Raw genomic sequence first — 12,368 nt, 5'->3', positions numbered from 1 at the left:
CTTGCGTGCTCCTTGCCCTCCAGGCACCCAGCATGGTGGGCAAATGTCACGGGCGAAGCGCCGTCGCGCGGACTGGAAGGGCGTTTGATCATATGCCGGGCCCTGCGCCGGGCATAAATGGATAACATGGCGACGACCTTTTCCCCCACCCTTCGAGCCCGCCAACGCACATGAGCAAAGGCTACCGCATTCAGGCCTCCACCGGCATCCACCGGGGCGACCGCGACTACCAGCAAGACCAGGTCGCGTTGCTCAGCCATCCGCGCCACAGCGGTTGCATGCTGGCGGTGCTGGCCGACGGTATGGGCGGTCGCAGTGGCGGTCGCAAGGCCTCGGACCAGGTCATGCTCACGGCCCGCCAGCTTTTCGAGCGCTACGACCCTGATACCGACGACGCGGGCGCACTTCTGCGCCAGATCGTCGAGGAGTCTCACCTCGTGATCAAGCTCACCGCTGTGTCGGCCGAACAGGAGCCCCACAGCACCATTGCAGCCTTCGTGATCAATCCGGGCGGCGACAGCCATTGGGTGCACGCCGGGGACTCGCGCATCTACCACTTCCGCAATGGCAAGCTGGTGTTCCGCACCATGGACCATTCGTATGTGCAGACCTTGGTGAACCAGGGCGAGATCAGTGAAGAAGAGGCGCTGGACCATCCACACGCCAACATCCTGATGGGTTGCCTGGGCACGGAAAACGATCCTCCCGTGGACATCCATGTCGTGCCCCAGCTTCACCCTGGCGATGCCCTGATGTCCTGCAGCGACGGCATCTGGCACTACTTCACCCCGGAAGAACTCTCCAGCACGATCGCCATGCTCTCCCCGCGCGAAGCCTGTGAGTTCCTCATCCAGAAGGCCCGTACACGCGCCAAGGGCATGGGCGACAACCTGTCGCTGGCCATCGTGAAGCTGGAGCCGTTGGGGTAGGTGGCCCCCACGCTCCGCCGCTGCGCGGGTCGCTGCCCCCCAAGGGGGCTGACCCCGCCTTGGGAGCGGCCCGGCGGCGGGGTCCGTGGCCCCCACGCTCCGCCGCTGCGCGGGTGGCGTTCAGGTCAGTCCGGTATCCACCAGCCGGTGTTCCAGCGCCAGGAATTCGGCCGACTGCATTTCCGTCAGGCGCGAGACCGTGCGCGGAAACTCGTGTGACATCGGGCCTTCCAGATACAACTGCTCAGGTGGCACGGCGGCGGACATCACCAGCTTGACGCGCCGGTCGTACAGCACGTCCACCAGCCAGGTGAATCGCCGAGCCTCCGAAGCCTGGCGCACCGACATCTGCGGGACGTTGGAGAGCAGCACAGTGTGGAACTGGGAGGCAATCTCCAGGTAGTCGTTCTGGGAGCGTGGCCCGCCACAAAGGGTGGCGAAATCGAACCAGATCACGCCGCCGGCCCGGCGCAAGGCCCGTATCTGCCGCGCCTCGATGTGCATCACCGGATCCTCGTCACCGATTTCCGCGAGCTGGTCGAAGGTCTTCGCCATGGCGGCGTCCGCCTCGGGTCCCAATGGGCAGTGATAGAGCTCGATGTGGGTCAGCGTGCGCTGGCGGTAGTCGGTGCCGTTGTCGACATTGATCACCTCCAGGCGCTCCTTGAGCAAGGCGATCGCCGGCAGGATGCGGTCGCGGTGCAGGCCATCCGGGTACAAGCCATCGGGATGGAAGTTGGAGGTGGTCACGAAACCCACACCCGCCTTGAACAGTGCGTCCAGCAGGCGGTGCAGGATCATCGCGTCCGTCACATCCGCCACGTGAAACTCGTCGAAGCAGATCAGCTTGTAACGCTTGGCGATGCGGGCACCGAGCTCATCCAACGGGTTGACGGTGCCCTGCAGCTCTCTCAGTTCGCGGTGCACCTCCCGCATGAACTCGTGAAAATGCAGGCGGGTCTTGCGCCGCAAAGGAACGGCATTGAAGAAGCAGTCCATCAGGAAGCTCTTTCCGCGCCCAACCCCGCCGTACATGTAGACCCCGCGAGGGATCTCAGGGTTGACGAAGAGCTTCTTGAATGAGTTGGAACGGCGCTGCTTGTAAACCGTCCAATCGGCGGCGCAGCGCTCCAGCGCCGCGACCGCGCGCTCCTGGGCGGGGTCGGACGTGTAGCCGCGCTCCTTGAGCGCGGCCTCGTAGGCGCTGCGGACGCTCAAGATGCGCAGATCAGAAGTTCAACGTGCGCTTGTCCACCGCGAGCGCCGCTTCCTTGGTCGCTTCCGACAAAGATGGGTGCGCATGGCAGATGCGGGCAATGTCCTCGGCGCTGGCCTTGAACTCCATGGCCACCACGGCCTCCGCGATCAGCTCCGATGCCATCGGACCCACGATGTGCACCCCAAGGATCTCGTCGGTGGTGGCATCGGCCAGGAACTTCACCATGCCTGTGGTGTCGCCGAGCGCGCGCGCGCGCCCGTTGGCCAGGAACGGGAAGGTGCCCGCCTTGTAGGCCACGCCGGCTTCCTTGAGCTGCTGCTCCGTGCGGCCCACCCAGGCAATTTCAGGGCTGGTGTAGATGACCCAGGGAATGGTGTTGAAGTTGACATGGCCATGCTGGCCCGCGATGCGCTCGGCCACCGCCACGCCCTCTTCCTCTGCCTTGTGGGCCAGCATGGGGCCCCGCACCACATCACCCACGGCCCACACGCCCTTGAGGCTGGTGCGGCATTCGTCGTCGACGACGATCGCGCCGCGCTCGTCGAGCGCCAGTCCCACCGCTTCGGCGTTAAGGCCCGTGGTGTTGGGCACACGGCCAATGGAGACGATCAGCTTGTCGGCCTCCAGGGTCTGGGCTTCGCCCTTGGCGTTGGTGTAAGCCACGCTCACGCCCTTCTTGGCGGTCTTGACTTCGCCCACCTTCACACCGAGTTCGATCTTGAGGCCTTGCTTGTCGAAGGCCTTCTTGGCTTCCTTGGCAATCTGCTGGTCCACCGCACCCAGGAAGGTGGGCAGCCCCTCGAGGATGGTCACTTCCGCGCCCAGGCGGCGCCAGACCGACCCCATCTCCAGGCCAATCACACCGGAGCCGATGAGAACCAGTTTCTTGGGCACGGCGCCGATGCGCAGAGCACCGTCGTTGGAGAGCACCAGTTCCTCGTCGAACGGCACACCGGGCAGCGCGCGCGCATTGGAGCCGGTGGCCACGATGATCTGGCGACCCACCAGCAGTTCTTCCTGAGCGCCCTTGACCTGGATCTCGTACCCGGCCTCGACCGCCTTCACGAAGGAGCCGCGGCCGTGGAAGAAACTCACCTTGTTCTTCTTGAACAGGTAGAGAATGCCGTCGTTGTTCTGCTTCACCACCGCGTCCTTGCGGCCGACCATCTTCGCAACGTCGATCTTCACGTTGGTCGCGCTGATGCCATGGTCGGCGAAGTGCAGGTTGGCGTGCTCGAAGTGTTCGGACGACTGCAGCAGCGCCTTGCTCGGGATGCAGCCCACGTTCGTGCAGGTACCACCGGGCGCCGGGCCGCCAGCCGCATTCTTCCACTCGTCGACACAGGCCACCTTGAAGCCGAGTTGGGCTGCGCGAATGGCGGCAATGTAGCCACCGGGACCGCCACCGATCACGACGACGTCAAATGCTTGAGACATGATGTTGAAACTCTCGTGTTGTGGCCCGCCTCATTCGGCGGGCACGAATATCCACAGCAGGACGTAGAGCACAAGGCCCGTGCCGCCCGCAAAAAACAGCAGCGCCAGCAGCAGGCGCCAGATCCAGGCCTCCACGCCCGTGGCTGCGGCAATACCGCCGCAGACGCCCGCGATCCATTTGTCCGATGAAGACCGGCGCAGGCGATTGAGCGACTGCGCCAGCTTCGGCGGAAAGGGCTCACCACCGGCCTCGTTGAGCAAGCGGGCCTTGGCACGCTCGAACTCCGCCGCACTGAGACTGCCACGCTCGCGCAGCTGCTCCAGTTTGAGGAGTTCGTCGGCCAGTGACATCGTGCAGCGTGGACTCAGATGTCGAACAGCAGGCGCGCCGGGTCTTCCAGCGCCTCCTTCATCGCCACCAGGCCCAGCACGGCCTCCCGGCCGTCAATGATCCGGTGGTCGTAGGACATGGCGAGGTAGTTGATCGGACGAATCACGATCTGTCCGTTCTCGACCACCGGGCGATCCTTGGTCGCGTGCACGCCCAGGATGGCCGATTGCGGCGGGTTGATGATGGGCGTGGACAGCATGGAGCCGAAAGTGCCGCCGTTGGAGATGGAGAAGGTACCGCCGGTGAGATCGTCCAGGCCGATCTTGCCTTCCTTGGCCTTCTGGCCGAATTCGGCAATCTTCTTCTCGATGTCGGCAAAGCTCATCTGGTCGGCGTTGCGCAGGATGGGCACCACCAGGCCGCGGGGCGAACCCACGGCGATACCGATGTCGAAATAGCCGTGGTAGACGATGTCATTGCCATCGACCGATGCGTTGATGATCGGGAACTTCTTGAGGGCGTGCACCGCGGCCTTGACGAAGAAGCTCATGAAGCCGAGCTTGACGCCGTGCTCCTTCTCGAACTTCTCCTGGAACTTCTTGCGCATCTCCATCACCGGCGCCATGTTCACTTCGTTGAACGTGGTCAAGATGGCGTTGGTGGATTGGGACTGCAGCAGGCGCTCGGCAACGCGTGCACGCAGACGGGTCATGGCCACACGCTCTTCGGGGCGGTTGCCCAGGTCGGGGCCGGAGACCGCCACCTGCGGCAGCACCTTGGTCGGCGCGCCGGTGGGAATGGCCACGGGAGCGGGCGCAGCCTTGGATGCGGCGCCACCGCTTGCCACGGCAGAGAGCACGTCACCCTTGGTCACGCGGCCATCCTTGCCAGACCCGGCGACCGAGCCGGGGGCGAGGTTGTTGTCCGCCATGAGTTTGGCTGCAGCCGGCATGGCGACACCTGCCTTGGATGGGGACGCAGCGGCGGCCTGCGCAGCAGCAGGCGCGGTCACCGCTGCGGCCGGTGCGGGCGCGGCACTGGCACCAGCGACGGCTTCGGTATCGATGCGCGCGATCGGTTGCTCGGCCGTGACCGTGGCGCCATCGCCTTGCAACACTTCAGCCAGCACGCCGGCCGCCGGTGCCGGCACTTCCAGCACCACCTTGTCGGTCTCGATCTCGATCAGGATTTCATCGGCGGCGACGGCTTCGCCTGCCTTCTTCTTCCACGTCAGCAGCGTGGCCTCGGCCACCGATTCGGAGAGCTGCGGAACCTTGACTTCTACGATTGCCATTTCTTTTCCTGGGTTATGCGTTCAAGGCTGGGCGTTGAGCGCGCGCTGGCATGGTCATATGCCCAGCGCCGCCACTTGAAGCCCAACGAATTACTTGGTGAGGATGAAGCCCTTGAGCTTGCCGAAAGCGGCTTCGATCAGGTTCTTCTGCTGCTCCTGGTGCAGGTGGGCGTAACCCACCGCCGGCGACGCCGACGCCGCACGGCCTGCGTAGCCCAGCCGCTGACCATCGAGCATGTTCTCGTGGATGTAGTGCTGCACGAAGAACCAGGCTCCCTGGTTCTGAGGCTCGTCCTGGCACCACACGATGTCGGTCGCGTTCGGGTACTTGCGGATCTCGGCGCCGAAGCTCTTGTGCGGGAAGGGATACAGCTGTTCGATGCGCAAAATGGCGACATCGTCCGAACCGCGCTCCTCACGCTTCTTGACCAGGTCGTAGTAGACCTTGCCCGAGCAGCAGATGATGCGCTTGACCTTCTCGGCCTTCTTCACCACGTCCGCGTCGTGTTCCGGGATCACGGTCTGGAAACCACCTTTGGTGAATTCCGACAACGGCGAAGTGGCGTCCTTGTTGCGCAGCAGAGACTTGGGCGTGAAGATGATCAGCGGCTTGCGCAAACCCCGAATCATCTGGCGGCGCAGTACATGGAAGATCTGGCTCGCGGTGGTGGGTTGCACGATCTGCATGTTGGTATCGGCAGCCAGCTGCATGAAGCGCTCCAGGCGGGCCGAGCTGTGCTCAGGCCCCTGGCCTTCGTAGCCGTGTGGCAGCATCAGGGTGATGCCGTTGACGCGGCCCCACTTCACTTCGCCAGAGGCGATGAACTGGTCGATGACCACCTGGGCACCGTTGGCAAAGTCGCCAAACTGGGCTTCCCAGACCACCAGCGTGTTCGGGTCGTTGGACGCGTAGCCATACTCGAAGCCCAGCACCGCCTCTTCGGACAGGATGGAGTCGATCACCACGAACGGTGCCTGGTTGTCGGCCACGTTCTGCAGCGGCACATAGGTGCCCTCGTCGTACTTCTCCCGGTTCTGGTCGTGGATCACCGCATGGCGGTGCGTGAAGGTACCGCGGCCGCAGTCTTCGCCCGAGAGGCGCACCGGGAAGCCGCTGGCCACCAGCGAGGCGAACGCCATGTGTTCGCCCATGCCCCAATCCACCGGAATCTCGCCACGGCCCATGGCCGCGCGGTCCGCATACACCTTCTTGACCAGTTGGTGCGGCGTGACGTTGTCCGGTATGGTCGTGAGGCGGTCGGCCAGGCGCTTCCACTCGGCCAGCGGAATGGCGGAGTCGGCGTTGTCGGACCATTTCTTGCCCAGATACGGGCTCCAGTCGACCGCGAACTTGCTCTTGAAATTGGTCAGCACCGGGTCCACCGTGTGGCGGCCCGCGTCCAGCGCGGCGCGGTAGGTCTTGACCATGTCGTCGCCCAGCGTTTCGCCCAGACCCTGCGCCGCCAACTTGTCGGCATAGAGCTTGCGCGTGCCCGGGTGAGCCGCGATCTTCTTGTACATCAGCGGCTGGGTCAGGCTGGGCGTGTCCTGCTCGTTGTGACCCAGTTTGCGGAAGCAGACGATGTCGACGACCACGTCCTTCTGGAACGTGGTGCGGAACTCCAGCGCGAGCTGGGTGGCGAACACCACCGCCTCGGGGTCGTCGCCGTTGACGTGCAGCACCGGCGCTTCGATCATCTTGACCACGTCCGAGCAGTACAGCGTGGAGCGGCTGTCGCGCGGATCGGAGGTCGTGAAGCCGATCTGGTTGTTGATGACGATGTGCACCGTGCCGCCGGTGGAATAGCCTCGGGTCTCGGCCAGCGCCAACGTCTCCATCACCACGCCTTGGCCTGCGAAGGCCGCATCGCCGTGCACCAGCACCGGCAAGACCTGCTTGCCCAGCGGATCACCGCGGCGGTCCATGCGGGCACGCACAGAGCCTTCCACCACCGGATTGACGATCTCCAGGTGCGAGGGGTTGAACGCGAGCGACAGGTGAACCGGACCTCCGGGGGTGGTCACGTCGGAGCTGAAGCCCTGGTGGTACTTCACATCGCCCGCAGGCAGGTCCTCAGGGGCCGTGTGATCGAACTCGGCGAACAGGTCCTTGGGCATCTTGCCCAAGGTATTCACCAGCACGTTCAGGCGGCCGCGGTGGGCCATGCCGATCACGATCTCCTGAATGCCGATCTGGCCAGCCTGGCTGATCAGCTCGTCCATCGAAGCGATGAAGCTCTCACCACCTTCGAGCGAGAAACGCTTCTGCCCCACGTACTTGGTGTGGAGGAAACGTTCCAGGCCTTCTGCCGCAGTCAGGCGGTCCAGGATGTGCTTCTTCTTTTCCGCATTGAACGCCGGCTTGGTGCGCGTGGCTTCCAGGCGTTCCTGCCACCAGCGCTTTTGCGACTGGTCCGTGATGTACATGTACTCGGCCCCAATGGAGCCGCAGTAGGTCTCGCGCAGCGCGTTCAGCAGATCGCGCAGGGACATGGTCTCCCTGCCGAAGAACGTGTTGCTGGTATTGAATACCGTCTCGAGGTCGGCGTCGGTGAAGCCATAGAACGACAGTTCGAGCTCGGGAATGTGGTCGCGCTCGGCGCGCTTGAGCGGATCCAGGTCGGCCCAGCGGGCACCCACATTGCGATAGGCCGCGATCAGTTGCTGGACGGCAACACGCTTGCGACCCAGTTCAGAGTCGGCTCCCGTGGCCATGACCACCTGCGTGCCGCCCTGCTTGGCGCGCTCGGCAAAGGCGTTGATGACGGGCTGGTGGGGAACGTCGCGCGCGTCGCTGCCATCGACGGCCGGCACATGCTGCAGCGCATCGAAGTAGCCGCGCCAGTTGTCAGGGACGCTGCCGGGGTTTTCCAGGTAGTTCTCGTACATCTCTTCCACGTAGGGCGCGTTGCCGCCGAAGAGATACGAGTTGTTCTTGTAGGCAACGTAGACGTTGCCCCCGTTCGATTGGGAATCGCTCATGGATTCGCTGACCTCCGTTTCCCTTGGGGAAACATTAGCTGGTTAAGAAAACCTTCCGCGGCCCGGCTGAACCGTTTGGCGGATGCGACAGTGACTGTGGAAGGACCTGACTGCAATCCGGGATTGTGCCACCTCGGAGGCCATCAGGGTAGAAAGTTTGCGTGACGAATGTGCGTCAGGATGCAACCCGCGGCGACAGACGCTCGGAAGCAGGCACCGAACTGGGCTCATCCATTTCGATCGCGATCTGCGTGCACACCGTACGGCACAGCGTCACCGCCTTCTCGCTCTGCACTCTGTAGATGACCTGTGTGCCTTCCTTGCGCTTGGCCAGTACGCCAGCCCGGTACAGCAGATTCAGGTGCTGCGACAGGTTGGGCTGGGTGGTGTCGATCTCCTGCAACAGTTGCGAGACGGATTTCTCCTTGTCGCAGAGCGCGCTGAGGATTCGCAGACGCATGGGCGTGGCCAGCACGCCAAACAGCTCGGCAGCCAGTTCGAACACCCGTACCTTCTCCACCTGCCCGGAGGACTCGATCATTTGTTCCATGGCGATCTTCGCTAGTGTCTATATAAGCATGGATGATACTTACAAAGACCTGCGGCGACCACCCGGAGCCCATACGGAGATCAGGCGAGCAAATCCTTGATCTGCTGCAATGCAGCAGGATCATCCATGGTGGTCAGGTCGCCCGGATCGCGGCCTTCACAGACCGCCTGGATGGCGCGGCGCAGCAGCTTGCCGCTGCGCGTCTTGGGCAGCACGCTGACAAAACGCACACGCGCCGGGCGGGCCACCGCTCCGAGCTGTTCGTCGACGAGCTTCATGACCTCGCCCTCCAGCTTGAGACAACCCGCGTCGGTGTCCAGCGCCGAGGCATCCTTGGCCACCGCGAACGCCATCGCCACCTGGCCCTTGAGCTGGTCGGCCACGCCAACAACCGCCACTTCCGCCACGTTCGGGTGGCTGGCAATGCTCTCCTCGATCTCGCGGGTACCCAGCCGATGACCCGCCACGTTGATGACGTCGTCGGTACGGCCCAGGATGTAGAAATAGCCGTCCTTGTCGCGCACGCCCCAGTCGAAGGTGCTGTAGACCAGCTTGCCCGGGATGCTCTTCCAATAGGTGTTGACGAAACGCGCGTCGTCTCGCCAGACGGTCTGCATGAATCCCGGTGGCGTTGGCCCCTCGATCACGACGACCCCCTTCTCGTCGGCCCCGGTCAGTTCCTCGCCGGTGTGCTCATGCAGCAGTTTGACGGCATAGCCATACATGGGCACACCCGGACTGCCAAACTTGCTGGCCTTCTTCTCCACGCCGTTGGCAATGGTCAGAATGGGCCAGCCGCTCTCGGTCTGCCAGTAGTTGTCGATGATGGGCACGCCCAGCCCGTCGCTGATCCAGCGCGCGGTGGGCTCATCCAGCGGCTCCCCAGCCAGGAACAGCGCTCGCAGGCTGGAGAGGTCGTATTTGCCCAGGAAGGCCGGGTCCTGCTTCTTGAGCACCCGCACCGCCGTCGGGGCGCTGAACATGACCGTCACCTTGTACTTCTCGACCAGGCTCCACCAGATGCCGCCATCGGGCCGGATGGGCAGCCCCTCGTACATGATGGTGGCCATGCCCGCGATCAGGGGACCGTAGACGATGTAACTGTGCCCCACCACCCAGCCGATGTCGCTGGTGGAGAAATAGGTTTCGCCCGGCTCGCCCATGAAGATGTGCTTCATGCTGGCCGCCAGCGCCACGGTGTAGCCTCCCACGTCACGCTGCACGCCCTTGGGTTTGCCCGTGGTCCCGCTGGTGTAGATGGTGTAGCTGATGTCGGTAGACGCCAGCCACTCACAGGGCACCTGGGCATTCAGGTGCTGCGCCCGCAGCGCGGCATAGTCCTGATCGCGACCGGCCACCAGGTCCATGGGCGCCAGCCCGCGGTTGACCAAAATCACCGAAGCCGGCTTGTGGCTGGAGAGGCGGATGGCCTCGTCGAGCAGCGGCTTGTAGGGCACCACCTTGCCGCCGCGCGAACCCGCGTCCGCGCTGACGATGGCAACCGGTTCGGCATCCTCGATGCGGTTGGCCAACGAGTGGCTGGCGAAGCCACCAAACACCACCGAATGGATGGCGCCGATGCGCGCGCAGGCCAGCATGGCAAACGCTGCCTCCGGGATCATGGGCATGTAGATCAGCACCCGGTCGCCGCGCCGCACGCCCTGCGCCTTGAGCACGGCTGCCATGTGCTGCACTTCGGCATGAAGCTCGCGAAAGCTGTAGGTCTTCTCGGTATCGGTCTCCGTCGAGACAAAAATCAGCGCCGCCTGATCCCCACGGTCCTGCAAGTGGCGGTCCACGGCGTTGTGGCACAGGTTGAGCAGGCCACCCTCGAACCAGCGGGTGAAAGGCGGGTTGTCGTGGTTGCAGACGCGGCTGAACGGTTGGCGCCAATCCACCAGCGCCGCCTGCTCGGTCCAGAAAGCGTCACGGTCTTCAATGGAGCGGCGGTAGAACTCGGCGTAAGCCTGGGGCGCGGTCATGGGTGTCTCCTGCAGTGGAATGACGAACGGGATCAAACTGAATTCATAATTATGAGAACCAGCCTTGCGACAGGCTGACACAGCCCCGTCTGGGTACCCGCTGTTCTGCGAGCGGGCTACTTGATCAGCGCCTGAACCTCCTTGAAAGCGGGGTGTTCGGCGGACCTCAGCCACTCGAACGCCACCATCTCCGTGGTCAACAATTCCGCCCCGGCGCCGGCCAGCCGGTCAAAAGCGGCATCGCGGTTGCGCTCCGTGCGCGAACTGCAGGCGTCGGTAACCACCCAGACCTCGAACTCCTGCTCCAGCAACTCCAGCGCCGTCTGCAGCAGGCAGACGTGGGCCTCACAGCCCGCCAGCACGATGCTGGCGCGTTCGGGGGCTGCGGCGGCGGGCTTCTGCAGGTGCTTGGGCAGGCTGCGTGCGTTGCCTTGACTGGCGCGCGCAGCGGGCCTGAGCCAATCGGCCAGGCCTTCGGGCACGGCGCTGAAATGCATCTTGGCCAATGTCTTGCGGCACAACCCGCGCAGCTCCGGCGGGTTCTGGCCCAGCCTGTCGGGGTTCTGCTCCGTTCCCAAGGTGGGCACCTTGAGCAGGTCGGCGAGGCGAGCCAGGCGCAGGGCATTGGCCAGCACCAGCGGGCCTTCGTGGAGTGCGGGCATCAGGCGGGCCTGGTAGTCCACCAGCACCAATTGGGATTCGGAAGCGTCCAGAAGCATCGGTATCTTTCGGTCTGTGCGTCGTGTGGTTCAGCGCGATCGGTGCGGCATTCTCGCAGCGCTAGCACCACCACGCACATGAGCGGCGTCAAAGATCGAACAGATCGCCCTGCTCTGCTTCAGGCGTTGCCGGGGGCATCGCCGGCCCGACGCGCTCCAGCAACTGAGCGAGGTAGCGATCGAACAGGATCTGCGCCTGTGGCTCGCCCCCAGGCAAACCGACCTGCCGCAGCACCAGCAACCCCAGGCCATAGGCCAGCAAGGCGGTTCGCTCCTGTACAGCGGCCTCTTGGTCGAGGCCCAGCGACAGCAGCGCCTGCTCGCACGGACGCATGGCCTCCAGCACCCGCGCATCCAGCAGCGACTGCGCGCCACCCTCCGGTCCATGCGTGCGCAACAGCGCCAGGTCCAAATCCTGCGGGTGCGCGACATAGAAGGCGAACCAGGCACGTGCCCGGGCTTCCAATGCGGCACGGTGCTGACCACGCGGCACGCGAGGTGCCTCCATCGCCAAGCGAAGGCGCTCCAGCGACTCCCCCAGAAGCGCCACGTGGATCGCCTCCTTGCTGTCGAAATAGCTGTAGATGGCCCCGGCCGTGTAGCCCGCGCGCCGCGCGATCTCCCGGATGCTGGCACCGTCCAGCCCCCGCTCGGCGAACACCCGGCACGCAGCCTCAAGCACCAGACCACGTCTTTGCATGGATTGCGCGGCCTGTCGCTGCTGACGTTGAGCCTGGTGCTCGCGCAGGGCCAGCATCTCCGTCTCGCTCAAGACAGGTTTGAGATCGTGGATTTGCACCCGCATAGGCATACCCTTTTTCAACCAGGCACATAAAAATGAATCCCGGATATTTTATTGAACGATGTTCAAATTTTTATCGAAAGATCAAAATTTCAAGGTGATCTCCAGCTGTCCAACAGGCTT

Annotated in this window: 10 protein-coding genes; 1 reads left to right on the top strand and 9 read right to left on the bottom strand. The window is 64.0% G+C overall.

Annotated features, from left to right (window positions below; genetic code table 11):
- Nucleotides 1-170: 170 nt before the first annotated feature.
- Nucleotides 171-929, top strand: a complete 759-nt coding sequence (locus tag KIT53_RS00245; protein WP_297745787.1) for a protein phosphatase 2C domain-containing protein — start codon at nucleotides 171-173, stop codon at nucleotides 927-929.
- A 120-nt stretch (nucleotides 930-1,049) separates the two neighbouring features.
- Here KIT53_RS00245 and zapE read toward each other — a convergent pair whose 3' ends face one another.
- The 9 genes from zapE to KIT53_RS00200 all read right to left on the bottom strand — a co-directional run bounded on the left by zapE (nucleotide 1,050) and on the right by KIT53_RS00200 (nucleotide 12,215).
- A complete protein-coding gene (zapE, locus tag KIT53_RS00240; RefSeq protein WP_297745784.1) occupies nucleotides 1,050-2,147 on the bottom strand; it encodes a cell division protein ZapE in 1,098 nt (365 codons plus the stop codon).
- Nucleotides 2,148-2,157: 10 nt separating this feature from the next.
- The gene (gene lpdA, locus KIT53_RS00235; protein ID WP_297745781.1) at nucleotides 2,158-3,585 is read right to left on the bottom strand and encodes a dihydrolipoyl dehydrogenase; all 1,428 of its coding nucleotides are present in this window, start codon (nucleotides 3,583-3,585) and stop codon (nucleotides 2,158-2,160) included.
- Nucleotides 3,586-3,615: 30 nt separating this feature from the next.
- Nucleotides 3,616-3,936 carry a PspC domain-containing protein gene (locus tag KIT53_RS00230; RefSeq protein WP_297745778.1) on the bottom strand — a complete coding sequence of 107 codons (321 nt, stop codon included), beginning with the start codon at nucleotides 3,934-3,936 and terminating at the stop codon, nucleotides 3,616-3,618.
- Between the two features lie 14 nt (nucleotides 3,937-3,950).
- On the bottom strand, nucleotides 3,951-5,210 hold the full coding sequence (gene odhB / locus KIT53_RS00225; RefSeq protein WP_297745775.1) for a 2-oxoglutarate dehydrogenase complex dihydrolipoyllysine-residue succinyltransferase: 1,260 nt from the start codon (nucleotides 5,208-5,210) through the stop codon (nucleotides 3,951-3,953).
- Between the two features lie 90 nt (nucleotides 5,211-5,300).
- Entirely contained in the window at nucleotides 5,301-8,192 is a 2,892-nt protein-coding gene (locus tag KIT53_RS00220) for a 2-oxoglutarate dehydrogenase E1 component (RefSeq protein ID WP_297745772.1), read from the bottom strand.
- 175 nt (nucleotides 8,193-8,367) lie between these two features.
- Nucleotides 8,368-8,742 carry a metalloregulator ArsR/SmtB family transcription factor gene (locus KIT53_RS00215; protein WP_297745769.1) on the bottom strand — a complete coding sequence of 125 codons (375 nt, stop codon included), beginning with the start codon at nucleotides 8,740-8,742 and terminating at the stop codon, nucleotides 8,368-8,370.
- 80 nt (nucleotides 8,743-8,822) lie between these two features.
- Nucleotides 8,823-10,724 carry a propionate--CoA ligase gene (locus KIT53_RS00210; RefSeq protein WP_297745766.1) on the bottom strand — a complete coding sequence of 634 codons (1,902 nt, stop codon included), beginning with the start codon at nucleotides 10,722-10,724 and terminating at the stop codon, nucleotides 8,823-8,825.
- 116 nt (nucleotides 10,725-10,840) lie between these two features.
- Nucleotides 10,841-11,443 (bottom strand): isochorismatase family protein, encoded by a 603-nt coding sequence (locus tag KIT53_RS00205; RefSeq protein ID WP_297745763.1) that lies wholly within the window; start codon nucleotides 11,441-11,443, stop codon nucleotides 10,841-10,843.
- 88 nt (nucleotides 11,444-11,531) lie between these two features.
- A complete protein-coding gene (locus KIT53_RS00200) occupies nucleotides 11,532-12,215 on the bottom strand; it encodes a TetR/AcrR family transcriptional regulator (RefSeq protein WP_297745760.1) in 684 nt (227 codons plus the stop codon).
- Nucleotides 12,216-12,368 lie beyond the last annotated feature (153 nt).

Origin of the sequence: Hydrogenophaga sp., from assembly GCF_026125785.1 — a bacterium.
Lineage (GTDB): Bacteria > Pseudomonadota > Gammaproteobacteria > Burkholderiales > Burkholderiaceae_C > Hydrogenophaga.
This window is presented reverse-complemented; position numbering and strand designations above follow the sequence as displayed.